This is a genomic window from Thiohalophilus sp., assembly GCF_034522235.1.
Taxonomy (GTDB): domain Bacteria; phylum Pseudomonadota; class Gammaproteobacteria; order UBA6429; family Thiohalophilaceae; genus Thiohalophilus.
Genome location: NZ_JAXHLN010000002.1, coordinates 211,106 through 237,344, shown reverse-complemented (window position 1 = coordinate 237,344; position 26,239 = coordinate 211,106). Strand labels below are relative to the sequence as shown.

The following is a 26,239-nucleotide window of genomic DNA, read 5'->3' as shown; positions in this document are numbered from 1 at the left end:
TGACGAGGAAAAATAACCGGCTTGTCCTCGTAACTCGTCCCTCGTAACTCGGCCCTTTTTTTTCGTATGTCATGGTTACAACTCATCATCCCCGCCCGGGCGGCGCAGGTCGAGGCCCTCAGTGACGCGCTGGAGGCGGTCGGGGCGGCCTCGGTGACGCTGCAGGATGCCGCCGATCAACCGCTGCTGGAACCGGCGCCGGGGACCATGCCGATCTGGTCCGAAACCCGGGTCATCGGCCTGTTCCCGGCGGACCATGATCCGGGCGCCCTCATCGAACGGATCAATCCGCTGCTGGCCGAACCGGTCGATGACTGGAAGGCCGAGCCCCTGGAAGATCAGAACTGGGTACGCAGCTGGATGGATCACTTCCAGCCGATGCAATTCGGCCGGCGTCTGTGGATCATCCCCGGCGGTTACACCCCGCCCGATCCGCAGGCGGTCAACATCCTGCTCGATCCCGGTCTGGCGTTTGGCACCGGCACCCACCCCACCACCCGGCTCTGTCTGGAGTGGCTCGACGAACATCCTCCTGCGGAGCAGGACGTCATCGACTACGGCTGCGGCTCGGGCATCCTCGCCATCGCCGCCCGCAAGCTCGGTGCCCGACACCTGTGGGGCGTGGACAACGATCCCCAGGCGCTGCTGGCCACCGCCGAGAACCTGCGCAAGAACGGCATCGAGGACGGCGTCAGCCTGCACCTGCCTGACGCCATGCCGCAGAACATCATCGTCCCCCTGCTGCTCGCCAATATCCTGGCCGGCCCCCTGACCAGCCTGGCGCCGCAACTGGCCGCCCACGTCCAGCCCGGCGGCAACATCGTCCTGGCCGGGATCCTCGACACCCAGATGGACGACGTCATCGCCGCCTACCAGCCGTTTTTCGACATGCAGCTCTATCGCCAGATTGAGGAGTGGGTTTGTCTAACAGGGGCCAGGTTCCAGGGGCCAGAACCTGGAAACTGATCTAGCATGGTATGATCAAACCCATGTCTCATTCCGACTTAACAAGATACTCCGAACCACGATGCTAACCTGTTGTCCTGCCTGTCGGACCTGTTTTCGGATCACCGAAGCCCAGCTGGCGGTGGCCCAGGGCAAGGTGCGTTGCGGCAAGTGCAAGACCGTGTTCAATGCCAGGCAGCATTTGCAGCTCGTTCCCGGCCAGAGCCCAGCGGCATCGTCCAGCGCACCGCAACCTGCCCCAACGGCCCCCGCTGACGATCAAACGGATCATATTGATCTGCTCCGGGCCCCGCAGAGCGAAGCGCACCCCCCCGGGTCAACCAGCGATGAAACCGCCCCCGCCGGGACTTCCCCGCAAGCGGCGGATACACCGCCCGGGCCGGAACCCTCCGACACCACCGCTTCCGAAACAGACGCCGATGCGGTTCCGCCGGCCCCGTCCGCTGTGCTCGCAGAGACCACGACGGGGGACCCGTTCGAGACAGACGAAACGCCGGCATCGTCTGCTTCCGAACAGGAGCAGCCTGTCGAGGCTGAATCCGAAGCCGACCCGGAGACCGTCGAAATCCCGATGCCTGACCTGGACGAGATGGAGACGGAATCCTTCACCGAGTCGCATGTCGACACCGAGTCCGTGAACGAAGCGACCGAAGCCGAACCGACCGAGCCGGATTCGCGTTACAAATACAACGATTTCACCGATGAAATATTCTCGCAGCATGAGCTGGAGGACATCCTGGCCGAGATGGACCAGCAGTTGTCGCGGGGCATCGACTCGCCGGGACCCGAGCTGTCCGACTCACTGGCCATGCCGGAGGGTCCGAGGCCGCCAACGGAAGAGACCCCAGACGAACTGGGCGAGGCGATCGATACCCTGTTTGATGATCTGCAGCACGAAGAGGCACTCGGGGACGAGCTGCCTGAAATCGACGACACCGCCGAAGCGACGCTTGAACAAGCCCCTGATTACGATGTTCGGGATAGCGAAGAATCCTCTTTGGCCGACGCCTCGCAGAGCGAACGCCTCAGCGAAGATCGCGATTTTGTCGATAAAGCGCCGGTAACGACCGGGACCGATGATGAGGCGGTTCCTTTGCGACTGCGTGACTCCCTGGCGATACAACCGCCCAAACGGCGTAGCTGGCTGGCGACGCTCGGCGGCAGCCTGCTGATTCTGCTATTGCTTGTCGCACTGGTGGGACAATTGATCCTGTTCCGCCCGCTGGACGTTTACCGGCTGTTGCCCCAGAGCAAACCCTATATCGAACAACTGTGTCAGCAACTGCCCTGCCAGTTCAATGCGCGCCGGGATCCGACACAGATACGGCTGATCAACCGCGACGTGCGCGCGCATCCCGAACAAACGGACACCTTGCTAATCACCGCCGCCCTGGTCAATCAGGCGGACTATCAACAGGCCTATCCCGATCTGCGGGTCACCCTGTTCAACCTGTCCGGTAACCGGGTGGCCCGGCGCCGCTTTACCCCGAGCGATTATCTGGGCAGCGGGTATACACCGTTTATGCTGATGGAACCGGGCACCCCGCTGCATATCAAACTCGAGGTCGTCGACCCGGGAAGCGATGCGGTCAATTTCGAATTCGATTTTCAATAACCCCCGCCGCCGATCAGGCCCGTTGCGGTAGATCAGGACACGGCAAATGGCAAGGGTCCACGCCGGGTTTTCGCGCTTTATCCTGTCTGCCCGAACGGGTATGATAATCCGCCTCGCGCAACGGAGCACGAGGTCAGTCAGACGATATCAACATGCAAATCGGCCCCTACCAGCTTAGTAACCCGTTGATCCTCGCGCCCATGGCGGGCGTGACCGATCTGCCGTTTCGCCAGTTGTGTAAACAACTGGGGGCGGGCATGGCTGTCTCGGAAATGGTCTCCTCCAACTCCCTGCTGTGGGGCAGTAAAAAGACCGAGCGGCGCGCCAGTCACGAGGGTGAGATCGAGCCCAAGTCGGTGCAGATTGCCGGCGCCGATCCGCAAATGATGGCCGAGGCCGCGCGCCACAATGTCGACCAGGGCGCCCAGATCATCGATATCAATATGGGCTGCCCGGCCAAGAAGGTGTGCAACGTCATGGCCGGCTCGGCCCTGTTGCAGGACGAACCGCTGGTCGAGCGCATCGTCAAGGCCGTGGTCGACGCGGTGGACGTGCCCGTGACCCTGAAGATCCGCACCGGCTGGGACAGCGAACACAGAAATGCACCGCTGATCGCCCGCATCGCCGAGGAAGCCGGCATCCAGGCGCTGGCCATTCACGGCCGCACCCGGGCCGATCAGTACCACGGCGAGGCCGAGTACGACACCATTGCCGAGGTCAAATCGCGGATCGGCATTCCGGTCATTGCCAACGGGGATATCAGCACGCCGCAAAAAGCGGAATATGTTCTGCGGCATACCGGCGCCGACGCGGTGATGATCGGCCGCGCGGCCCAGGGGCGTCCGTGGATCTTTGGCGAAATCGATCACTATTTACAAACCGGCGAGTTGCTGCCGGAGCCGTCCGCGGAAACCATCCGCGACATCCTGGTCGGTCACCTGAAAAACCTGTATGCCTTTTATGGCGAACACACCGGTGTACGGGTGGCCCGCAAGCATATCAGCTGGTACAGCAAGGGACAGTCTCATGGCGCCGCCTTTCGCCAGGCTGTCAATCGCGTCGACAGCGTGGAGCAACAGCTGGATATGATTTATGAATTTTTTGAACGCTTAATCAATCGGGAGGAACTTGCCGCATGAGTGAAGCAGTGGCTATGGAAAACGCTGTGGTGACCAATAACAACACTTTCGACTCGTCCCAGAAACCTCTGCGCGATTGTGTTGCCGATGCGATGGATAATTATTTCCGTCAGCTGGAAGGCCATTCGACCAACGATCTGTATAAAATGGTGCTCGCCGAGCTGGAAGAGCCGTTGTTTCGTGCCGTGTTGCAGCACACCGGCGGCAATCAGAGCAAGGCTTCCGAAATGCTGGGCATCAACCGGGGCACCCTGCGCAAGAAACTCAAGCAGTACGGATTACACGACTGACACCGGACATCACAATCGATAAGCACAACGTCGGCCACGGCAATCCCGTGGCCGAATTGTTGGTGGGGAACTCACAACCATGAATAAAATCCAGCGCGCGCTGATCAGCGTCTCCGACAAAAGCGGCATCGCCGAATTTGCCAGACAACTGCACGAGCAGTTCGGTGTCGAGATCCTCTCGACCGGCGGCACGGCAAAATTGCTGTCTGAAGCCGGTATTCCGGTGATCGAGGTGTCCGATTACACCGGCTTTCCGGAGATGATGGACGGGCGGGTCAAGACCCTGCATCCGAAGATCCACGGCGGGCTGCTGGGCCGCCGCGGCACGGATGACGCGGTGATGCAGGAACATGCCATCCCGCCCATCGACATGATCGTGGTGAACCTCTATCCGTTTCGTGAAGCCATCGCCAAACCCGACTGCGATCTGTCCACCGCGATCGAAAACATCGATATCGGCGGGCCGACCATGTTGCGCGCCGCGGCCAAAAACCATGCCGGGGTGGCGGTGCTGGTCAACAGCATTGATTATCCGCGCGTGCTCGAAGAGATGGCCGACAACGACGGGGCGCTGAGTGATGCCACCCGTTTCGATCTGGCGGTCAAGACCTTCGAACATACCGCCGGTTACGACGGCGCGATTGCCAACTATCTGGGCGCCATCGACCGCGAAGGCCAGCACGGTGGACTGCCGCGCACCTTCAACAGCCAGTTCCACAAAGTCCAGGCCATGCGTTATGGCGAGAACCCGCATCAGGCGGCCGCTTTTTATGTTGAACCCGATCAGCACGAGGCCTCGGTGGCCACCGCTCGCCAGCTGCAGGGCAAGGCGCTGTCCTACAACAACATCGCCGACACCGATGCGGCACTCGAATGCGTCAAACAGTTCGACACTCCGGCCTGCGTCATCGTCAAGCACGCCAACCCCTGCGGGGTTGCCCAGGCCGAGAACCTGCTGCTGGCCTACGATCGTGCCTATGCCACCGATCCCGAATCGGCCTTCGGCGGCATCATCGCTTTCAACCAGGAACTGGACGCCGAAACCGCCAAAGCGATCGTCGAGCGCCAGTTTGTCGAGGTGATCATCGCACCGGGTGTCAGCGCCGAAGCCATCGAGGTGGTCGCGGCCAAGAAAAACGTGCGCCTGCTGGCCTGCGGCGAGTTCAGCAACGGTCAGTCGCGGCTCGACTTCAAACGGGTCAACGGCGGCCTGCTGGTGCAGGAGGCCGATCTGGCTTTATATAACGAGCTCAAGGTCGTGACAAAACGCCAGCCCACAGAGCAGGAGATGGGAGATCTGCTGTTCAGCTGGCAGGTGGCCAAGTTCGTCAAGTCCAACGCCATCGTCTATGCCCGCGAGCTGATGATCGTGGGCGTCGGCGCGGGGCAGATGAGCCGGGTCAACTCGGCGCGCATCGCCGCCATCAAGGCCGAACAGGCGGGGCTGGAAGTGTCCGGCTCGGTGATGGCCTCCGACGCCTTCTTCCCCTTCCGCGACGGCCTGGACCAGGCCGCCGCGGCCGGCATCCGGGCCGTGATTCAGCCCGGCGGCTCGATGCGCGACGAGGAAGTGATCACCGCCGCCGACGAACACGACATTGCCATGGTCTTCACCGGCATGCGGCATTTCCGCCACTGAAGTTGACGGCGTCGCCCATGCCGCGACGGATCACAAAAGTATCCTGCAACACCCCCTGATCATCGATAAAGCGGGCACTGAGACGGTGCGCTTCGATATCGATCAGCATCGATCCCGGCGCGCGCAGCGATACCGGCAACGCCGGATGATCCAGCGGGCCGTTGTCCAGCTTGGACGACGAGCCCACCACCGCATAGACAATTCCCCGGGAAGAATAAACCGTCCCTTTGGCAGTCTGCCGGCTGAGAATCATCGTTTCCCGCAGACTGTCGGAGGTGCCGTAGTGACAGCGCAACGGGTAGGAGCGCTCATACATGTGACTGTGACCGGCGAGCACCAGCTGCACCCCGCCCTTTTCAAGTAGCGGCAATACATTCCTGCGCACCTCAAACATGCGTCCGTCGCTGTCGAAAATGTCGTCCGAATCGTGACTGCCCCGGGTATAGGGCGGATGATGCAACACCACGATCTTCCAGGGCTGTTGGGTTGCTGCCAGATCCTGCTTTAACCAGTCCAGCATGGCCGACTCCCGGCCCAGATCGCCGGCCTGGGTATCCAGCATGATGACGTGCAGATTACCGTAATCAATTGAATAGTAGTGTTCCGTGCCGGACGCCAGGCCACCGGACTCGCCGTTTTGCGGCAACGTAAAGATATCGAAAAACACGTTACGTCGGGCATCGTGATTGCCGTAGGCGGGCCAAATCGGCTGCCGGCGCAACAGCCCGGCATAGGGTTCGAAAAAGGCGTTCTGGAACTGGGGATTGGAGCCGGAGGTATAGGCGTTGTCGCCGGTGGTCAGCCAGACATCCAGGGCGGGCAACCCGGTGCGCTGATGCCGGTCGAGCCACGCCAGGGCGGCATCGCGCACCTTCTGCTGCTGCGGGCCGGCATAACCCGGATCGCCGATCACCCACAGGCGCAACGGCCGGGCCTCGCCGGTTGGCGGCGCGGTGCGAAAATAGTACGCCTCGCCGCCATGGACCCGCTCGCCGTCATGATAGATGGCATAGTAATAGCGGGTATCCGGCGTCAATCCGCTCAGCCGAAGCTCATGTTCTTCGCTGAGCTGCCCGGTTTCGCGGCGCTGGCTCAGTTGCCGGGGATCGGTGCCGTAGCGGACTTCGGCGTGCACCGGTTCGGCCGCCTGCCAACGCAGGGTGATGGCGGTGGGCGCGGGCATCTGCAAATAGGGCCCCCGCTCGCCGCTGTAGAAGCCGTCGATCCAGATCTCGAGAGGCCGACCGACGGCATACAACAAAACCAGCGCCAGCAGCGCGAACAGGCTATAGCGGCCGAGGCGTTTGAGAGTGTGTAACATTTTAAGTTTGCCTTGAGGTAGCTGCAGATTTGCTGTCGAACATCACATCACCGGATTTGATTTTTGCAATGCCCGGACCCTTACCTTATGATCGACAGCCTGAATTTTCCACGATCTCCGACTGAAAAACCATGCCGAAACTCCCGCGCCTCGTCACCCTGGGGCTGGTCATTATCCTGTTGCAGCTGCTGTTGCTGGGCGCCGCGCGCCTCGCCTTCTGGGCCTACTTCAATAATGCCAACAACCCGGTGCCCGCCTCAGAGCTTTTAACCGCCCTGTATGTCGGCGGCAAATTCGATTTGCGCCTGATTCTGCTGAGCTTGTTGCCGCTGCTGATACTCGGCGGCTTCGGCTGGTTCAGCCCGTTTCGCAGCCGCTGGCACCGGCGTATCTGGCTGGGCTATCTGGCAGTAATCTTTGCCGGGCTGGTGCTGTTTTATATTTTCGACTTCGGTCACTTTGCCTATCTGGGCAAACCGCTGGACGCCACGATCCTGCGTTTTCTCACCGATTTTGACATCTCCGCCGGGATGATGTGGCAAAGCTATCCGGTGTTACGTCTGATACTGGCCGTGCTGCTTGTCTCGGCTGCTTATGCGTGGTTGATGCATCACCTGTTGCTGCGGGTCAACGCACTGGCACCCTGGCAACCCGGCCGCAAGAAACGGGTTTTCACCGCCACGCTGATGACCTTTCTGGTGATCTTCGGCATCTATGGCAAGTTCTCCTATTATCCGCTGCGCTGGAGCGATGCCTTTGCCACCACCCATCCCTTTGCCCCGGCGGTCACCATCAATCCGGTGTTGTACTTTTTTGATACCCTCAAAAACAAAGATATCGCCTATGACGAGGCGAAGACCCGCAAATATTACGATCGCATGGCAAAGTATCTGGGCGTTGACGAACCGGACAAGGCGGCATTGGACTTCCGCCGCGAGATTACCCGTCCGGGCCCCCTGGCCGAACACAAGCCGAACATCGTGGTGGTATTGCTGGAATCTTTCGCAACCTATAAAACCGGGTTATCCGGCAACCCGCTGGATCCGACGCCACACTTCGACAGCCTTGCCGAAAACGGCCTCTCTTTCAGTAATTTTTACACACCGCATACCGGTACCGCGCGCTCGGTTTTCGCCTATCTCACCGGGATTCCGGATATCGAAACCAACCGTACCTCTTCACGTAATCCGCTAATTGTCGAACAGCATACCCTGGTCAACGCCTTCAATGATTATGACAAGCTGTATTTCCTCGGTGGCAGCGCTAACTGGGGTAATATCCGCGGCATCCTCTCGCACAATATCCCCGCTCTGCAGATGTACGAGGAAGGCAGTTACAAATCACCGCGCGTGGATGTCTGGGGGGTCTCCGATCTGCATCTGTTCGAGGAAGCAAATGAGGTACTGGCAAGCCAGGACGAGCCGTTTTTCGCCATGATTCAAACCGCGGGGAACCACCGGCCCTATACCATCCCGGAGGACAATCGCGGTTTTGAGTTCGACAACCATGACGACGAGGAACTGAAAAAACACGGCTTCATCTCCAATGCCGAATACAACTCCTTCCGTTACATGGATCACAGTGTCGGCCGTTTCATGCAGCTGGCCCGTGAGTCGGATTACTTTGACAATACGATCTTCGTTTTCTTCGGCGACCACGGCATTACCGGCTATGGTGGTGAACATACTCCCGATTACGCCACCCATTTTGATTTGACCCGTTTGCAGGTGCCGTTTGTCATCTATGCGCCGAAGCTCATCGAGCCGCGCCGAATAGACAAGATCGCCAGTGAGCTGGATGTCTTGCCGACCCTGGCGGGTCTGGCGGCGCCGGCGCACACCAATACCACCCTGGGCCGGGATCTGCTGGATCCGCGCTTCGATGATCAGCGTTATGCGTTGACCATCAATTACCAGCATATCCCCCAGCTAGGTCTGCTCGGTCAGGACTTTTACTTCCGTATTCGCGCCGACCGTGACAAGCCCCGGCTGCATGATATCCGGGGTGACGACTTCAAGCAGGATGTCAGCGAGCAACATCCCGACACGGCAAAACGGATGCGCGAACTGACTCTGGGTATCTACGAAAGCGCCAAGTATCTGCGCCACCACAATCCCAACACCCGGGCAAAACACTGAGGCCGGTTTGACCCCTGCGGGCGGATACGGCATAGTCCCCGGCCTCCGAGCATGCTGAGAGACTGCACATGAAAATCCTGGTGATCGGCGGCGGTGGCCGTGAACATGCCCTGGCCTGGAAGGTCGCCCAGTCATCACGCGTTGAGCGCGTCTATGTTGCCCCCGGTAACGCCGGCACCGCCCGTGAGCCAGGCCTGCACAACGTACCCATCGGCGCCGAGGATATCCCCGCCCTGCTCGACTTTGCCCGCAGCGAGGCCATCGATCTGACCCTGGTCGGCCCCGAGGCGCCGCTGGTCGCCGGCGTGGTGGACGCGTTCACCGCCGCCGGCCTGCGCTGCTTCGGTCCCAGCCGGGCGGCCGCCCGGCTGGAAGGCTCCAAGGCCTTCAGCAAGGACTTCCTGGAACGTCACAACATCCCCACCGCGGCCTATGGCAACTTTACCGACGTGGAGGAGGCCGTCGCCTATGTACGCCAGCAGGGCGCCCCGATCGTAGTCAAGGCCGACGGGCTGGCCGCCGGCAAGGGGGTGATTCTGGCCCAAACCGAGGAGCAGGCGATCGCCACGGTGCGCAACATGCTCGCCGGCAACGCCTTCGGCGATGCCGGCCATCGGGTGGTCATTGAGGAGTTCCTGCAGGGCGAGGAGGCGAGTTTCATCGTCATGGCCGACGGGAGACACGCTCTGCCGATGGCCAGCTCACAGGACCACAAGGCCCGTGATGATGGCGATCGCGGGCCCAACACCGGCGGCATGGGGGCCTATTCCCCGGCGCCGGTGGTCACCCCCGACATTCACGACCGGGTCATGCGCGAGGTGATCGAGCCCACCATCCAGGGCATGGCCGCCGAGGGCCATCCCTACACCGGCTTTCTCTACGCGGGGCTGATGATCGGCCCCGACGGGACGCCCAAAGTGCTGGAGTTCAACTGCCGCTTCGGCGATCCCGAGACCCAGCCGATCCTGATGCGCCTGCGCTCGGATCTGGTCGAGCTGTGCGAGGCGGCCCTGGACCAGCGTCTGGATAGCACGCCTATCGAATGGGACCCGCGCGCTGCAGTGGGTGTGGTGCTGGCGGCGGGCGGCTATCCGGATAGCTACCGCAAGGGCGATGTGATCGAGGGGATCCCTGCCGAAACCTCCGACAGCAAAGTCTTCCATGCCGGCACCGCCGAACAGGACGGGCAGATCGTGACCCATGGCGGGCGCGTCCTGTGTGCGGTCGGGCTGGGCGAGACAGTCACCGCCGCCCGGCAGCGGGCCTATGCCGTGACCCGGCAGATCCGCTGGGACGGGGTCTATTACCGCAACGACATCGGATATCGCGCGATCGCACGCGAACAGGCGGGGAACTAACACGAACCCCGGCGATAGCCGTCCATCACCAATAATTTCACCCATCGCGAGACTTCCGCCACGCATTCTATTAGAATAGGCGGCTCGCTCGCGGCCCGGCCGCCGCTGGACACCCAATTCCATAACAAGATTTAAACCACGTTTGACCAAAGGGAGATCCCCATGTCTGCAAAACATCCCATTATCGCGGTCACCGGTTCCTCAGGAGCCGGGACCACCACGGTAAAAGACGCCTTTGAACATATCTTCTTCCGCGAGCAGATCAATCCGCTGGTGATCGAGGGCGACAGCTACCATCGCTATGACCGCGCGGCCATGAAAGAGGCCATCGCCGACTTTGCCAAACAGGGCAAACAGCTGAGCCATTTCGGCCCCGAAGCCAACCACTTCGATCTGCTGGAAGAAACCTTCAAGACCTACGGCCAGAGCGGCACCTGCAAGCGCCGCTATTACCTGCACAGCGACGAGGAAGCCGCCGAGCACAACAGCCGCCTGAGCACCGATCTCACCCCCGGTCAATTCACACCCTGGGAAGAGATCAAGGAACAGACCGATCTGCTGTTCTATGAAGGCCTGCATGGCGGAGTCGCGGATGGTGATGTCGATGTCTCCAAGCATGTCGACCTGCTGGTCGGGGTTGTGCCGATCGTCAACCTGGAATGGATTCAGAAAATTTTCCGCGACAACGAACAGCGCGGTTATTCCGCCGAGGCGATTGTCGACACCATCCTGCGCCGCATGGATGACTATGTAAATTACATCACGCCGCAGTTCTCTCGTACCCATATCAACTTCCAGCGGGTACCGACGGTGGATACCTCCAACCCCTTCATCGCCCGGGATATCCCGACGCCGGATGAAAGCTTTATCGTTATCCGTTTCAGCGATCCCACCGGCATTGATTTTCCCTATCTGCTGAACATGATCCCCGACTCATTCATGTCGCGACGCAACACCCTGGTGGTGCCGGGGGGCAAGATGGGGTTCGCCATGGAACTGATCCTCAATCCGCTGATTCACAACATGATCCAGAAGAAGAAAAAGGCCTGATCCGAACTACGACAGGTAACAAAAACCGGGCATTTGCCCGGTTTTTTTATGCCTGTCTGAAACCGTCCGGAATTTCGCCTCGCTAAAACCGTGGAGTGCAACCACCGATTTATCAGGCCAACCTTCCTGGATGCTTTTCAGCCAACGCATATCGATAACAGGCCCGCTTACGTGCTAGCATGATCGGCCCTGACAGCATGCAAATGGTCTGACTATGACACAATTTAAACTGGGGAATGCCGCTGATAACGACTGGCAGCAAGCCACCGAACAAGTCGTTGAACAGCTCGGCTCCTGCGAGGCGTGTAATCTCGCATTTGTCTATGTGACCGATGACTTCAGCAACGATCTGAGCAAGATCCTGCGCCTGCTCAAGGAGCAGACGGGTATTCCCCATTGGATCGGCAGCGTCGGCAGCGGCATCTGCTGTACCAACACCGAATACTATGATCGCCCGGCGCTGGCGGTGCTGGCCTGCCAGTTTCCCGAAGAGAGTTTCAGCGTATTCGATCTGGCCCGGGAAGAACAAAATGCTATCACCCATGCCGACGAATATGACTTTTCGTTGCGCCCTGCTGTGGTACATGGCGATCCGCGTAACGGCCATCTCCCGCAGCTGATTGATGAACTGCCGGAGAAGCTGGGCAATGGCTATCTGATCGGCGGTCTGACATCGTCCGAACAGAACTACTTTCAGGTCGCCGATGATCTCACCGAGGGGTCGCTCTCCGGTGTCGTGTTCAAGGATATCCCCATGGTCACCGGCCTGAGTCAGGGTTGCACACCGATCACCGAACCCCGAAAACTCACCAGCTGTGATCACCATATGGCTATCACCATCGATAACCGCCCCGCCCTGGAGGTCTTCAAGGAAGACATCGGCGAGGTACTGGCCCGGGATATTGATCGCGCCGCCGGCTACATCTTCGCGGCCTTCCCCGTGCAAGGCAGCGATACCGGCGACTACCTGGTGCGCAACGTCATCGGTTTTGATCCCGATAACAATCTGCTGGCCATCGGTGAACACATGAGCCCGGACACCCCGATCATGTTCTGCCGCCGCGACGGCAAGTCTGCCGTCGAGGACATGCACCGCATGCTGGCCGATGTTAAAAAACGCCTCGGTGACGCTAAACCCAAAGGCGGGCTCTATATCAGCTGTCTGGGCCGCGGGCGGCACCTGTTCGGGGAGAACTCCGAAGAGATGAAAATGATCAGCGACGTCTTCGGCGATATCCCGCTGGTCGGCTTCTACGCCAACGGCGAAATCGCCGGCCAGCGCCTGTACGGCTACACCGGCGTCCTTACTTTGTTCATATAGTTTTTTACCGCAGAGACGCAGAGAACACAGAGTAAAATATTTTCTGTTTTAAAAACTGTGGTTATAGCAGCAGCCGTTATGCTGGTTATTGTAAATTATTATTCACTACAAAATAGTAAAATTATACCTCTGCGCTCTCTGCGTCTCTGCGGTGAACCGCTTTTTTGAAATTACAGCAAGAAGTCGAGATTATGGAATACCGCAAACTCGGGAACACCGATATCGACGTCAGTGTCATCTGCCTGGGCACGATGACCTGGGGCGAGCAGAATACGTCCGGGGAGGCGTTTGAGCAGATCGAGTACGCGCTGGAGCAGGGGGTGAACTTTATCGACACCGCCGAGCTGTATTCGATTCCGCCGCAGGCGAAGACCTACGGGCGCACCGAGGAGATCATTGGCGAATGGCTGCAGAAAAGCGGTCGGCGTAAGGAGATCATCCTGGCCAGCAAGATCGCCGGGCCCGGGGAGAACTGGATCCCGCACATTCGTGGCGGCAACACCCGTTATAACCGGGAATATATTCGCCAGGCGGTAGATGCCAGTCTCAAGCGGCTGCAGACCGATTATCTCGATCTCTATCAATTGCACTGGCCGGAGCGCAACACCAACTTTTTTGGTCAACTCGGGTATCAACATACGGCGGAGGATGACTTCACGCCCCTGCGGGAAACCCTTGAGGCCCTGGAAGAACAACGTCAGGCCGGCAAGATTCGCCACATCGGTCTATCCAATGAAACGCCCTGGGCGGTCATGCGCTTCCTGCAACTGGCCGAAGCGCATGATCTGCAGCGTATCGTTTCGGTGCAGAACCCCTACAGCCTGCTGAACCGCAGTTATGAGGTGGGACTGGCCGAAATCTCCTGCCGAGAACAGTGCGGCCTGCTGTCCTATTCACCGCTGGGCTTCGGGGTGCTCTCGGGCAAATACCTGGGCGGCAAGAAACCGGCCGGGGCCCGCCTGACCCGCTATCCGGATTACACCCGCTACAGCAATGCGCAGGCGATCGCCGCAACCGAGCAATACGTGGCGCTGGCACACAAGCATGATCTGGACCCGGCACAAATGGCGCTCGCTTATATTAACAGCCGGCCATTTTTGACCAGCAATATTGTCGGCGCCACTGACATGAACCAGCTGCAGAGCAATATCGCCAGTATCGATCTGCACCTGTCCGATGAGGTACTGGCCGGGATCGAGACGATCCACCAGCAATACCCCAACCCCAGTCCCTGAACTAGATGCTAGGTGCTAGGTGCTAGGTGCTAGGTGCTAGGGGCTAGGGGCTAAGGGCTAAGGGCCAGATACAGAAACTGCGTCGTAGCCTGTTTATCTGTAAAAAACGCAGAGTTCGCGGAGGCGTTTATACCCGTTGTTTGGGTGCAGAGGCGCGGAGAAAGATTATTTTGAAATAGCCTGTTTCAGATGTACTACAGACAAAGACACTTTATCTCTTAAATATGTATTACTCTGCGTCTCTGCGACTCCGCGAACTCCGCGTTAATTCCCAGAGACTGGTTAATGAGGGAGCTCTGTATGACATGCCTGTTTTGTCAGATTGCTGGCGGCACGCAACCGGCTGATATCGTCTATACCGATGAGGAGGTCATCGGTTTTCGCGACATCAATCCCCAGGCCCCGCAGCATGTTCTATTCATCCCGCGACGCCATATCAGTACCATTAATGATTTTGGCAACGAAGATGCCGCCCTGATCGGGAAACTGACCCTGGCTGCACAAGACTATGCCCGGCAGCAGGGATTTGACGAGGACGGCTATCGGCTGGTGATGAACTGCAACCGCATGGCCGGCCAGACCGTCTACCACGTCCACCTGCACCTGCTCGCCGGCCGCCCGATGACATGGCCACCGGGGTGAAGCAATTTTGAATTTTGAATGTTTAATGTTGAATTGTTTGCTCAACCAGCCTTCAATTCAACATTCAAAACTAAAAATTCAAAATTGCCCTTCAGCCCCGCTGCAGATCCTGGGGCATGACCTGGATGCCGCCGTTGAGGACGCAGGCCTTGAAGCCGTTCTGGACCAGCAGGAAGGCGGCCGCGGCGCTGCGCTTGCCGGTGGTGCAATAACAGATGTATTCGATATCCCTGTCCAGCTCATCCAGGCGCATGCGCAGCTCATGCAGCGGGATGTTGTTCGCATTCGGCATGCGACTGTGGCGAAATTCGCGCGCATGACGCACGTCCAGCCAGTGCGCTCCCCTGGCGGCACGAACACGCGCCTCGTCGGGGGAGATACGAGCCAGCAACGGCTCCTTTAGTAATGCATCAAAATCTTCCTTGGCCAGGCGCATCACCTGTCCTTTGGTCCTCATGGTGACCGAGGCATTACGTTTGCCGCCGGACAGCAAAGCCTCCTCACCGAAGCTGCTACCGGCCTCCAGGTTTGCCAGTCTGACGCTGCGGGTGACCTGTGCATCGCCTTCTGTCAGCACATAATAATAATCGCCGGGCTCGCCCTGCTCGACGATGGTCTCCCCGGCGCTAACGTCCATCGGCTGCATCTTCTCCAGCAGCTGCTTGATATTGGCCGGCGGCATTGATTCAAATGCCATAATATGCCGCACCTTGCGGATCCAACTCCGGTCAGCTCCGTCAGAGAGAGCCGGCTGAGACATTGTCGAAGTTGAGTCTGTCTGTTCAGGGTGCGTCGCCGTACTCTCCGAGACCGCCATCTGATCCCACATCATCATATAATCGAGAATGCTGTTCTCGATACGGATCACGCGAGCCCGTGTCAGAGCTGTTGCGGTGGCCTGACGCGGCTGACCATCGACCAGCGGAAAGCGGGCCTCGTCGTCACGGGGCGAAATCACCCGGCTTACACCACCATCCGAGGAGGTAAGCTGGATATCCCCCTCCACCAGATAAACCGTCTGGTTATCGATGTCCCCTTCCCGAAAAAGGCTGACACCGATGCCGGGCGAGTCCAGTGAAACCAGACTACTGAGTTCTTGCAGGCGTTCTGCGGAGAGAGAAGCAATAGGCTCATACTTTTTAAGCAATTCGATATTTAAAGTTGACTTGTCATTCATCCGCGACACCAACAAAGGCTGCTATTATTTGCCAAACAACCGGTACAGAACAACCGGTACACACACCGGACAGCTCCCGCAATTGACAGCTGTTACCAGTCTGTTCCGTCGTCAGGAGCACCCCAACCGTCAGGACTTTGGATCACTGACGATTCGGAAACTATTGTTATAAAGTTACATGTCAAAGGTATGTTAACTCCATCACACAATAACCGGTAAAACAGATTTCCCCCTGCCGACACTATGACAAGCCCTCTCTTATTTTGGAAGAAACAAGTTTCCGGGGGTTATCCAGCGCTGTTCTGAAGATGGCAGAGCGGATGGACTAGTACTCGTCCAGAGTTGCCAGCCCGAATGAAGGCACGGGTCCCGGCTGCGTGGCGGCGCTACGGCACGCCAAACCGGATAGTTATGCCTGGGAGTCGGGCTCAAGCAATCTGCCCGTTGACGGGATGTCGGAAAAGCCAAATAGCGACAACAGAATTAAATGGCGACTGGATAAGCGTTGCGAATACCGATACAGATATAGGCTACTGCCGCGCCTTTCAGGACTGTCGGCCACAGGGAGGAGGCCTTCGAAGCTGCCAGGACGTATTCACGCCATCTGTTCGAGGGCATGGCAGCAGTGATTAAAGTCATGGCGATCCGACATTCGGAGCACCTGTTCAGACACGCAGGCCGCCCAGGCGTCGGGTTGTCTGCCGACGCTGCCAGAGAACGCCGCCGGCGAATGCCGCCACAGCCGCCACCACCAGGCCTAGCAGCCAGAGGAACCAGTAGCTGCCAGCCTGCTTTTGCGTCGAAGTATCGCGCGCAAGGCGTAGCTGAAGCTTGGAGCGCTCTGCCTTGACCTGATCCAGCTGGTTGTTGAGGCTGTTGTTTGCCTCCTCCAGAACGGTCACATTCTGACGCAGTGCATCCAGCTCCTCCAGAATCTCGGCGCGTTTTTTCTCGAGCTGTTCAAGCTTAATCATCGCCGGCGGTTCGCCGGTGGCGTAAACAGCCTTGATCCAGCCGGACAGTCCCTTGTCGGTCCGGATTCGCAGATAATCACCCCGGCTATCCAGTACCTCCAGCTGCATCCCCGTGGTGACAACACCCACCGGGGTGGATCGACTGTCCGGTTCGGGACGCACTCCCACCCGCAGCATATCGTCAATATAAACCGTATCGGAGCTGTCGGCCGCGAGGGCCGGTCCGGTAAACGGGCCGACCAGGCAAAGCAGAAAAATCAGGGGTCTGTAGTCCATAATTGAATAGTGTAATGAATTTCTTCCACTTATGCAGTATCGAGAGCAAACAGCCTGACCCGGACGAACACGCGAGCTCGTTAGCCGCCTTCAGGCACAGCTGACATAGACCTGCTGCCGAAGAAGCCTGACCGGCAGCGATTTGAGCGATTGGCCCTGACAGGGCCCCCATACGCAATAACCGTCCCCGGGCCGGAATTGGGCGCCATGCAGGGCACACTGTATCAGCTCCCCTGAATAGTCGAGGAACTGGTCCGGCAACCAGTTAAGAGGGACCCCGGTATGCGGACAACTGTTGACATAGGCATGCAACTGGCCCCGCACCTTGACGACAAATGCGCTGTTCTCCTCATCGTCGCAGGATAGTTCCACTTCCAGGCTGCCCGGATCCCCGATCTCGTCAATATGGCAAACCCTGATCTCGGTCATCGTCAACACTCCGACAAGACACATCTTATCCCGTAAAAATCAGGGAAAAATGCTTGCGTTAGAAATACAAAATCGTCAAAAATAGCCTTATAACAGCTTTAAATTTCGTTAGAGTGTGCTATTTTAGCATCAGTTAAACAATACGTTGAGAACATTCAGGAGCAATCATGGCAACGAAGAAAAAAGCCAAGAAGAAAACCGCAAAGAAAAAAACCGCTGCCAAAAAGGCCCCGGCAGTTAAATCCATCAAGGAACCAATGACCAAGTCCACCCTGTATGCGACTATTGCTGAACGTACCGATCTGCAGAAAAAGCAGGTTGCCGCTGTCTTCGAGGAACTGGCCACCATCATCAATGGCCATGTCAAACGCAATGGCGCCGGCGTCTTCACTCTGCCGGGGCTGTTGAAGATCAAAGTCGTTCGCAAACCGGCCACCAAGGCTCGCAAGGGTATCAACCCCTTCACTGGCGAACCGACTGTGTTCAAGGCCAAACCGGCCCGCAACGTTATCAAGGCCCAGCCCCTCAAGGCACTCAAGGACATGGCCGCCTGAACCGTAACGACAGTGAAGTGAAACAGCGGCCGGGTATTTGCCCGGCCGTTTTCGTTCCGACCACCGAAAGTCCCGCCTCGCGATAAATACAGCCGATTGTCAGCGTGCCATCCGAATGCCGTAACTGGCAACAACCTGCTGCTCATCGAGGCGACCAATTCCCTTATTCCTTATCCAGGATATAGTCCCCTGTCGGATTTGCAAAGTGGCGCAGGATTGTCTATTTACTCAATATGCCCTGTACAAACCGGACGGTAACCATAATGCCTACACACTATACGCCCCTGCCCCTGAGCAAATTATCAAACCACATCGGGTTCCATCGCCCCCAGCAGTTGCTGCCCGATCATCTGACACTGGACATGCCTGCCATCTATGCCATGACCGATTTGCAGCGGGTTGCCGCAATCACCGTGGAACCATCCGTCCGCCTGGATGCCGCCAACCAGAAAATGATTGCCAATCAGGTTCGATTATTACTGGTTTGCCGTGCGGACAATTCGATTGCCGGCATTCTGACCGCGACCGATATTCTGGGTGAGAAGCCTGTGCGCTACATGCACGAGGTGGACTGTACCTACGAGGAAGTGATGGTGCGCGATATCATGACCCCGCATGACGAGCTGGATGTGCTCAACCTCGCCGACATCCAGATGGCCTGTGTCGGTGATATTGTCACAACACTGCAACAGGTCGCCCGTCAACACGCCCTGGTCATCGACAGTGACCGGTACGGCCTGCAGCGGGTTCGGGGAATTTTCTCCGCCTCGCACATCAGTCGGCAACTGGGCATGCCGATCCCGGAGAGTGGCCGGGCTCACAGCTTTGCCGAACTGGAGCAGGCGCTGGCGACAGGCTGACTGTTCAAGTAAAAATCCCGGGGCGGAACAAGCCCCGAGAGACGCCTTTCGGGCTTATCCGGGGCAGGCGGCATTTAGAAGCGAATATCAACTCCGAAGAAACCGCCATCCTCAAACTCCACATCGCCCACGCCGTTTTCGATCTCGGCTTCAATATTCTGAAAACCTGCCACAACGCTGGCCTGCGGCGTAATCTGAAAGGAGGCAAATAAACCCCATTCGGTGAAACTCTCCGCATCCTGGAATGTGACAACTTTCGGGGCGTGGTAGAAGAAGGCTCCCAGACCGAATCCGCCCCAGCTTTCCGGCAGCAACAGCAGATCACCACCGATGCCAATCGCGGAAACATCGAATTCAGCGGCTTGGCCATAATAGGCCCTGCCACCCACCGAGACGATTAACGGAAAATCAAGACTTTCCCCGCGCACCTGCAATCCGAGATGAGCCAGAAAATCATCTTCGCGCACCGCTTCATCACGATCGGTGAACATCAAGCCGAATTCCGTTTCCAGTCGACCGAACTGCTGCCCGAAAGAGTCGGTGGCATAGGAAAAACGCGCAACCTCGTCGCCCAGATTCGCCTTGATGGCGTCGGCGCTGGCTGTGCTGCTGACAAGGGCGAGTAGGACTATCTGAATTATTCTGCTTGGCATAATGATCCCTGACCTGGCTTGTTGCTTTGTACACTTAAGTGGAATGAACGGAATATTAACAGGGAACGCCGGTGAAATAACAGTTTTTTTGCCCGACCAGAACAACGGCCGGGGAGGGTAAAACAGCATCTATTCGGCTCCGCCAACGAAGCGACACCCCGTGCCACAGCCGTCCTGACAGACTTATTCGCCAGACTGGGCAATCAGGTTTTTGATACGCGATAAAACCTGATCCATCATCTCGGGTGAATCGGCCAATTGCCCCTGGCCGGCCACTGTTGAATAACGTTCGAAGGCGAGGGTATTGAACTGATCGGCAATTTGCGGGTTTTCCCGTATAAACTGTAAAAACGGCTGGCAGTCGATGCGAATGGCTTCCACACGGGTCACCGCCGTCACGGTCGCGGCACGCGGCGCCCCGGTCAGGACCGACCATTCCCCCAGGTAATCCCCGGCACACAACAGCGCAAGATTGAGTGACTCCTCACCCACCTGGTGGGCCACTCTGGCTGTCCCGTAAATGATGACGTAAATGGCCTCCCCCGGCTCGCCTTCAGTGACAATCACCTTCCCCGGCGGTATCCCGACTAACGAAAAACACTCATTCAAAGCTGCCAGTCTGTCTGCCGGGATTGAACGAAACAGCGAGACACTGCGTAACGCGGTGTCAGTAATTCGCTGTTTATAACGCTGAACCACCGCCTCATAAAGTTCCGGCCGGCTGCTGATCACCTTTTCCAGGATATCCCCGGGAATTTCCAGCAGTACAGAAGGCCGGCTGATCCTGACAGCGGAGATACGCGGCAAACGGAACAATGCGGAAATCTCGCCGAATAGTTCACTCCGTCCCAGACGGGCCAATACCGTGCCATCTTCTTCTGTGCTGTTTCGAATCTCCACTTCACCAATCACTAATATATAGACCCGGGTATCAACCTGATGGGGACGACATAGAAACTCCCCGGCTACGGCACTGCGTACTACACCATAATCGAGCAGTTGCTCCTTTTCCTGCCGGGTCAACAATTCGCCGAACGCCTCCTGGCGCTCGATGGCCTGCTCAACGGTCTGTCGCAGATTTCCGTTTACTTCTTGCATATCCTCTCCTGTGCCGTTTTCGACTGGCCCGGGCCTGGCGAAGCCTGTATTAGTAAAGTTTAATAATCCGTCCCGGGACACAAAGAAAACAGGAATCGTTTCACAGTTTCCATTTTTCGCCGTAGCTGGCAAAATACCCGGATGCAAAATCATGCCAATTATCCGCTTCAGCTAACGACACTCTAGACGGACACCCCGACCAGATGTTTATTCCATTGGACAGGAAACCCGAGTGGCGAAACCCGCCTGTCATCACATTATTGCTACTGGTTATCAATGTTCTGTGTTTCACACTCTGGCAAGGCGATGATCAACGGCTGGAAGTCCGGGCCTACGACTATTATCTCGACTCCAGACTGCCCGCCATTGAGCTTCCGCTATATCGGGAATTTTTAAGCCAGCAGGGATTCGAAGGCCAGCTCGACCGCCAGGAAAATGACGATATATTGTTATCCCGCCTGCTGACTGACGGGAAATTCCAGCGCCTTATGAAGGACGGCAAGCTTATCGGCCCGGAACATCCGGATTACGAAATCTGGCGGGAACAACGCCGCACATTTGAAAACTATTTGCAACGTATTGTCACTTACCAATACAGCTTCAAGACCGCCGAACCTTCACTCACCACCCTGATTACCCACATGTTTCTTCATGCCAACTGGGGCCATCTGATCGGCAACATGATTTTTCTGTTACTGATTGGTTTCAGCGTGGAAATGACACTTGGGCGGACAACTTATCTGCTTGCCTACCTGGTCGCCGGCGCCAGTTCCGGACTGTTTTATATGTTGCTAGAGCCCGACAGCCTGATGTGGGGCATTGGCGCCTCGGGCGCCATCTCCGGCCTGATGGGCATGTACACGGTGTTGTTTGGTCGACGTAAAATCCGCTTCTTTTACACCCTGCTGTTCTATTTCGATTTTGTTCGCGCACCGGCAATCATTCTACTGCCAATCTGGCTGGGGTACGAGATCATTACCCAACTCTATTCCCCCAGCAATATAAACAACCTTGCGCATATCGGCGGGCTTTTGAGTGGTGCACTAATCGGCTATATCGCCCTGCGTTATGGTAAAGCGGATCTCGACTATCTCGATCGGGAAGAGAAACAGCAGGCCTATCAGAAAAGTTACCAGCAGGGGCTGGAATATGTCGCCCGCATGGAACTCGACAAGGCACGCCGGATTTTCAAGGAGCTTCGGGAAACCTATCCGAATAAGATTGAAGTAACTGAGCAGCTTTTCAATATCGCCAAACTCACCAACGATGGGGCTATACACGAATATGCCAGAGAGCTACTCGAACCCGCTCAACCCAGAACCATTCCGATTCGTCAACTGCATGACATTTTTATCGGTTATGTTGAACAGGTACAGCCCAACGTACGTCTCAGCCCGGATCAACTTATGTCGATTGCCTTACGATTTTCCTCGGGCAACTACCTTGAAGATGCCGAAAAAATCATTTTATATCTGACTACACGCAAAAGTGATTTTGCACGCAACCCGGAGGGATTGATGGCACTGGCGAGTCAATATCAACGTAACAATAACCGTAACAAGGCAGAAAAATACTTAAATATCCTGTTGGAGTGTTATCCCGATAGCCGAGAAGCCGGACATGCCCGTCAGGCACTGGGCTGACTTGCCGTCGTCATCTTTTCTATTACCTGCCGATACTCTTCCACATCTTTCAAGAAAGGGTGTCCGGCATATTTCTTCTTCAGAAAATCCAGGACTTGCAAAGCCTTTTTCTCTTCCCCGAAGTATTCAAACATAATTTGCGCCACCAACAGATAAGCACCCGGAATCCCCTCATAACTGGGAAACTCCTGATGCAGATTGTTCAACAGACTCAATGCCGCGCGAGACTGCCCGTTGGTTTTCAATAACTCGGCCAGCTCATGTCGCTCCCGGGCGCCGCCAGGCTTGAGTTGAGACGCAATATGCGAGGCCTCCAGATAAATCCGCATAGCTTCCGACGGCCTGTTAGTATGAAGTAATCGCATAATATAATCAGCACTGTGCTGCATAAGGCCTTTCTGATTATGGGTTGCGATATAAAACCGATGCAGCTTTTCCCTGGCATCGAACTCGCCAGGGTTATCCTTGATGGCCCGAACCAACTTCTGTTCCGCTTCAGCAGTTTTTCCTTCCTGCAACAATATATCGATGTGTCGAAAACGCGGATCTGAAACCGCCTTGTTGCCCCCTGTTTCCGATTCCAGGTAGGCCTCTGTTACGCTATGCCCAAGTTGCTCATGGTATTGATAAATTACATATCCCATCATGTTATACATAATCAGGATAAAGTACATATTGATAAAATTACTGCTGGCGAACCAGAGCTTCTGGGGCAATACCGTCGTCAGAATATCGCTGGCAACCGCCGCACCACTCAATAACAGGGCCAAAAACAGACACATAATAAAATACGACATCCCGATTCGCTTGATAGTCACCAGAATCATCAGCGGATTGAGCGCCCTGAAAAAACTGTGCTCGACAGCAAGCACCATAATAGCCGCCGGGAAAGCAACAACGGACATAAAGACCGTAATAAAAAAAGGTCCGAGCCCGAAGTATTGGAGAACTTTGTAATTGAGCGTACCAATAAAAAATATGAGAAGTAGTTGCTTGAGCGGTAACTCCAGCTCATCAGAGATGACACTCTTGGTAATCGGCCGGGGCTCCAGATAACCTTGTGCCGTATCCTCCAGGATCACAAATGCATACTTGAAGAACACGATATTAATGGCCAGCATAAACAGCATCCCGAAAAGGGAGCCGGATACCAGCATACTCAGGCCGGCCAGTACCAGAATGAACAGCAATGGAATGACATGAGCCGGAAACAGGAAAAACCGGGGGATACGCTGCCAGAACGGTCGAATCAGGTTACCGGCGCCCAGTGATGTGGTTCTTTGGCCACATAACGGACAGGTCGGTTCGACGCGACCGGTATCAGGCTCTGCACAGGCCATACAGAAATTGACTCGGCATGACGGGCAATGCCAGCGGGCCGGTGCGGCGGGATGATATTTACAGTAGATTTTTTCCATAGTCACGACAATCAACTGGCAGAGGCCTTCCCGGCTCAATGCAGTCTATTGTCACCTGTCTAGCCGTAAAAATCGACACAACAAAGGCCTGTTTCGCAGCAAAAGCGTTGTGAAACAGCGGGCACATAAAAAAGAACCTTCCCACTCAGTGCTCAACGGGAAGGGTCCAAGCGAAGGGTTGGCTTGAAAAGCGGACCGGTCTCACCGACGTGAGACCGGATTAAAACCGGTCATCTAAAATTAGCCGCCGCCTCCAGCCCTTGCAAGTCCGGATCGGAAAATTTATCTCATCCGGTTAGCCATGTTTTTTCACCTTCTAGACGAAGTTCTTAAAGCAAATAATTGAATTGACTTTATATTAGAACTTGTCGATATTCTTTTGGCATTCCCGACAGATCAGCCGATAACCCAGCATTTTCTCGCGCCCCGCCGCGCTCATTACCCAGGGTCGATTCTGCCACGGCGGGCGGTGACGCACGTGCCGACGATGGCCGCAGGAGAGCTCAGCGATCCAGTCTCCCTCCTCGTCCTGCACAAAGCCGGTGATGTGGACTTCTTCAGTCACGGAAATTGGTAAACTGCAGTGGCAGTTCCAGCTCCGCATTTTTCAACAGGGCCATGACCGACTGTAAATCATCGCGCTTTTTACCGGTAACCCGCACCTGTTCCCCCTGAACCTGAGCCTGGACCTTGAGCTTGCTGTCCTTGATCAGTTTGACGATCTTCTTGGCCAGCGCCTGATCGATGCCTTCTCGCAGGGTAACATTCTGCCGAACCTGTTTGCCGGCATGTTCCACTGAACCGGACTCCAGGCAATCGAGATCGATGCCGCGCCGGCTGATCTTGGTACGAAGAATATCCTGCATCTGTTTGAGCTGAAAGTCAGCTTCGCCATGCAAGGTGATTACCTTGTCATTCATCTCGAACTTTGCCCCGCTGCCCTTGAAGTCAAAGCGGGTGGTCACTTCACGATTGGCCTGGTCCACCGCATTGGTGACCTCGTGCATATCGATTTCAGATACGACGTCAAAACTCGGCATAGAGGCTCCTTTATCGTTTTCTATCCTGCGAGGGAAACAGGGATTGTATGGAGTCACTGAGTCCGGGTCCACCCCATCGGATCCAGGGCCCGGATCCATGACGCAACGACAAACCGGAATTAGAACCGTGTCAACCCAAAGCCCCGATTCTGCACAATACGCGGTTAACAATCAGGCAGGTAAAGTGCCGTGCCACTCCAGGTACCCGAAGATAAATCGCAACAACAGCGACACGATAATCAGCATCACGGACAGTACCATCAATAGTCCCGCCCAGCGTCGATCCGCCGGATCGGCAGCGAGCTGTTTGACCCAGTAGCCACACAAAACACCGGTCAGTAGTGCCGGTAACAAAAACGGCGTATGTCCGGGAATAAACATTAAAATCGTGGCCAGTGACTCATTCTGGATAACGACGCTGGCCAGCATCCAAAATGCCAGCAAGGGTAACAACAACAGAAACAGACCCGAGACCAGCAGTATATGCGCGGTCGGCAACAGCGGCAGCGTCTCGCCCCGGCGGCGGGCCAGTTGATAACGCAGCCACTGCCCCAGCAGCCCACCGGTCAGAACCGCCGACAGATACTGTACACCGATAATAACGGCGCCCAGCCAGCGATCACCCGGATAGTCCCGTGGCCCGAACACCACCAACAGCATCGCCCCGACCCACACCGCAACAATCCACATGTAGGTGCCCCGGGCAACAAAGGTAAATAGGCCTGTCAACACAAACAGGCTGATATAGGTCCAGGCAACAGGATAACTGCGCCCGTCCGCCACGGAAGTGATCAGCCATGACAGCAATAATGCGATCACCAGCCCCACGAAGCGTCTAAAATAAAATCCGGGGGAATAGTTCATACAAACCTCATGTTGTTGTCCGTCTGCGCGGTATTGTTCACCGACGCGGGTTAATTCCCGGCGGCTACTCTTCGCCCTGCCAGTTGTACCATTGAATAATATGTTCCGGGTACTGCTCCGGATGAATGTAGTCCTCACTGATCACTTTACCGCTCACGCTGATACCCGCCCACTCCGCCGATGCCGGGTCCGCACTGATCAGCGGGTGCCAGGGCGGCAAGGGCAGGCCCTGGTAGAGACGCTTATAGGCACAACTGGCGGGCAGGTGATCGATCAATGCAGGCAGGCTGTCAGGCGTCAGCTCCAGGCATTCGGGAACCTGCCGGGTCCGGGTCGGGTAACACGTGCACCGACAATCCGGCTGCTGCAGGTGTCGGCAGCTAATATTGGTGAAATAGAGATCCCCGTTGTCCTCATCCTCCAGCTTGAGCAGGCAGCAACGACCACAGCGATCACACAGGGATTCCCATTCCCCGGCGTTCAACTGCGCCAGGGTCTTGTGGCGCCAGAAATCAGCCATGACTTAAAAAGACATTGAG

At 56.8% G+C, this 26,239-nt stretch carries 25 protein-coding genes; 14 read left to right on the top strand and 11 right to left on the bottom strand.

What is annotated here, in order from left to right:
- Nucleotides 1–66: 66 nt before the first annotated feature.
- From prmA to purH, 5 genes are all read left to right on the top strand, one after another.
- On the top strand, nucleotides 67–966 hold the full coding sequence (gene prmA / locus U5J94_RS01330) for a 50S ribosomal protein L11 methyltransferase (protein ID WP_322563853.1): 900 nt from the start codon (nucleotides 67–69) through the stop codon (nucleotides 964–966).
- 61 nt (nucleotides 967–1,027) lie between these two features.
- On the top strand, nucleotides 1,028–2,581 hold the full coding sequence (locus U5J94_RS01325; RefSeq protein ID WP_322563852.1) for a DUF3426 domain-containing protein: 1,554 nt from the start codon (nucleotides 1,028–1,030) through the stop codon (nucleotides 2,579–2,581).
- Nucleotides 2,582–2,733: 152 nt separating this feature from the next.
- On the top strand, nucleotides 2,734–3,720 hold the full coding sequence (gene dusB, locus U5J94_RS01320) for a tRNA dihydrouridine synthase DusB (protein ID WP_322563851.1): 987 nt from the start codon (nucleotides 2,734–2,736) through the stop codon (nucleotides 3,718–3,720).
- Nucleotides 3,717–4,010: a DNA-binding transcriptional regulator Fis gene (gene fis, locus U5J94_RS01315; RefSeq protein ID WP_322563850.1), complete on the top strand. Its 294-nt coding sequence runs from the start codon at nucleotides 3,717–3,719 to the stop codon at nucleotides 4,008–4,010. Before dusB ends, fis begins: the two co-directional genes overlap by 4 nt.
- A 79-nt stretch (nucleotides 4,011–4,089) precedes the next feature.
- Entirely contained in the window at nucleotides 4,090–5,649 is a 1,560-nt protein-coding gene (purH, locus tag U5J94_RS01310; protein WP_322563849.1) for a bifunctional phosphoribosylaminoimidazolecarboxamide formyltransferase/IMP cyclohydrolase, read from the top strand.
- Here the strand turns inward: purH and U5J94_RS01305 are convergent.
- A complete protein-coding gene (locus U5J94_RS01305; protein WP_322563848.1) occupies nucleotides 5,621–6,970 on the bottom strand; it encodes a metallophosphoesterase family protein in 1,350 nt (449 codons plus the stop codon). The genes purH and U5J94_RS01305 overlap by 29 nt on opposite strands.
- Nucleotides 6,971–7,101: 131 nt before the next feature.
- Between U5J94_RS01305 and U5J94_RS01300 the strand changes: the two genes are divergently transcribed.
- The 6 genes from U5J94_RS01300 to U5J94_RS01275 all read left to right on the top strand — a co-directional run bounded on the left by U5J94_RS01300 (nucleotide 7,102) and on the right by U5J94_RS01275 (nucleotide 14,714).
- The gene (locus U5J94_RS01300; protein ID WP_322563847.1) at nucleotides 7,102–9,108 is read left to right on the top strand and encodes an LTA synthase family protein; all 2,007 of its coding nucleotides are present in this window, start codon (nucleotides 7,102–7,104) and stop codon (nucleotides 9,106–9,108) included.
- Nucleotides 9,109–9,176: 68 nt separating this feature from the next.
- Entirely contained in the window at nucleotides 9,177–10,466 is a 1,290-nt protein-coding gene (purD, locus tag U5J94_RS01295) for a phosphoribosylamine--glycine ligase (protein WP_322563846.1), read from the top strand.
- A 162-nt stretch (nucleotides 10,467–10,628) separates the two neighbouring features.
- Nucleotides 10,629–11,516: a phosphoribulokinase gene (locus tag U5J94_RS01290; protein ID WP_322563845.1), complete on the top strand. Its 888-nt coding sequence runs from the start codon at nucleotides 10,629–10,631 to the stop codon at nucleotides 11,514–11,516.
- Between the two features lie 214 nt (nucleotides 11,517–11,730).
- Entirely contained in the window at nucleotides 11,731–12,837 is a 1,107-nt protein-coding gene (locus U5J94_RS01285) for an FIST signal transduction protein (RefSeq protein ID WP_322563844.1), read from the top strand.
- Nucleotides 12,838–13,028: 191 nt separating this feature from the next.
- A complete protein-coding gene (locus U5J94_RS01280) occupies nucleotides 13,029–14,072 on the top strand; it encodes an NADP(H)-dependent aldo-keto reductase (protein ID WP_416224141.1) in 1,044 nt (347 codons plus the stop codon).
- A 300-nt stretch (nucleotides 14,073–14,372) separates the two neighbouring features.
- Nucleotides 14,373–14,714 (top strand): histidine triad nucleotide-binding protein, encoded by a 342-nt coding sequence (locus tag U5J94_RS01275; RefSeq protein WP_322563842.1) that lies wholly within the window; start codon nucleotides 14,373–14,375, stop codon nucleotides 14,712–14,714.
- Nucleotides 14,715–14,805: 91 nt separating this feature from the next.
- Here U5J94_RS01275 and U5J94_RS01270 read toward each other — a convergent pair whose 3' ends face one another.
- From U5J94_RS01270 to U5J94_RS01260, 3 genes are all read right to left on the bottom strand, one after another.
- Nucleotides 14,806–15,891: a cyclic nucleotide-binding domain-containing protein gene (locus U5J94_RS01270; protein WP_322563841.1), complete on the bottom strand. Its 1,086-nt coding sequence runs from the start codon at nucleotides 15,889–15,891 to the stop codon at nucleotides 14,806–14,808.
- Between the two features lie 665 nt (nucleotides 15,892–16,556).
- Nucleotides 16,557–17,141, bottom strand: coding sequence for a TIGR04211 family SH3 domain-containing protein (locus U5J94_RS01265; protein ID WP_322563840.1), 585 nt, complete (start codon nucleotides 17,139–17,141; stop codon nucleotides 16,557–16,559).
- A 90-nt stretch (nucleotides 17,142–17,231) separates the two neighbouring features.
- Nucleotides 17,232–17,570 (bottom strand): Rieske (2Fe-2S) protein, encoded by a 339-nt coding sequence (locus U5J94_RS01260; RefSeq protein WP_322563839.1) that lies wholly within the window; start codon nucleotides 17,568–17,570, stop codon nucleotides 17,232–17,234.
- 167 nt (nucleotides 17,571–17,737) lie between these two features.
- Here U5J94_RS01260 and U5J94_RS01255 point away from each other — a divergent pair, with 167 nt between their 5' ends.
- Entirely contained in the window at nucleotides 17,738–18,124 is a 387-nt protein-coding gene (locus tag U5J94_RS01255) for an HU family DNA-binding protein (protein ID WP_322563838.1), read from the top strand.
- Nucleotides 18,125–18,387: 263 nt separating this feature from the next.
- Nucleotides 18,388–18,984, top strand: a complete 597-nt coding sequence (locus U5J94_RS01250; protein ID WP_322563837.1) for a CBS domain-containing protein — start codon at nucleotides 18,388–18,390, stop codon at nucleotides 18,982–18,984.
- Nucleotides 18,985–19,058: 74 nt separating this feature from the next.
- On the opposite strand, the gene U5J94_RS01245 is transcribed toward U5J94_RS01250, so the two are convergent.
- Nucleotides 19,059–19,766 carry a YfaZ family outer membrane protein gene (locus U5J94_RS01245; RefSeq protein WP_322563836.1) on the bottom strand — a complete coding sequence of 236 codons (708 nt, stop codon included), beginning with the start codon at nucleotides 19,764–19,766 and terminating at the stop codon, nucleotides 19,059–19,061.
- Between the two features lie 54 nt (nucleotides 19,767–19,820).
- On the bottom strand, nucleotides 19,821–20,735 hold the full coding sequence (locus U5J94_RS01240; protein ID WP_322563835.1) for a cyclic nucleotide-binding domain-containing protein: 915 nt from the start codon (nucleotides 20,733–20,735) through the stop codon (nucleotides 19,821–19,823).
- Between the two features lie 203 nt (nucleotides 20,736–20,938).
- Here U5J94_RS01240 and U5J94_RS01235 point away from each other — a divergent pair, with 203 nt between their 5' ends.
- Nucleotides 20,939–22,378 (top strand): rhomboid family intramembrane serine protease, encoded by a 1,440-nt coding sequence (locus U5J94_RS01235; protein WP_322563834.1) that lies wholly within the window; start codon nucleotides 20,939–20,941, stop codon nucleotides 22,376–22,378.
- Here the strand turns inward: U5J94_RS01235 and U5J94_RS01230 are convergent.
- The 5 genes from U5J94_RS01230 to U5J94_RS01210 form a co-directional block, all read right to left on the bottom strand.
- Nucleotides 22,363–23,796, bottom strand: a complete 1,434-nt coding sequence (locus U5J94_RS01230; protein ID WP_322563833.1) for a hypothetical protein — start codon at nucleotides 23,794–23,796, stop codon at nucleotides 22,363–22,365. The genes U5J94_RS01235 and U5J94_RS01230 overlap by 16 nt on opposite strands.
- Nucleotides 23,797–24,154: 358 nt before the next feature.
- Nucleotides 24,155–24,361, bottom strand: coding sequence for a DUF3565 domain-containing protein (locus U5J94_RS01225; protein WP_322563832.1), 207 nt, complete (start codon nucleotides 24,359–24,361; stop codon nucleotides 24,155–24,157).
- Complete coding sequence (locus U5J94_RS01220; RefSeq protein ID WP_322563831.1) at nucleotides 24,354–24,836, bottom strand: YajQ family cyclic di-GMP-binding protein; 483 nt, start codon at nucleotides 24,834–24,836, stop codon at nucleotides 24,354–24,356. Before U5J94_RS01220 ends, U5J94_RS01225 begins: the two co-directional genes overlap by 8 nt.
- Before the next feature lie 171 nt (nucleotides 24,837–25,007).
- A complete protein-coding gene (locus U5J94_RS01215; RefSeq protein WP_322563830.1) occupies nucleotides 25,008–25,700 on the bottom strand; it encodes a hypothetical protein in 693 nt (230 codons plus the stop codon).
- Between the two features lie 64 nt (nucleotides 25,701–25,764).
- Nucleotides 25,765–26,220, bottom strand: coding sequence for a YcgN family cysteine cluster protein (locus tag U5J94_RS01210; protein WP_322563829.1), 456 nt, complete (start codon nucleotides 26,218–26,220; stop codon nucleotides 25,765–25,767).
- Nucleotides 26,221–26,239 lie beyond the last annotated feature (19 nt).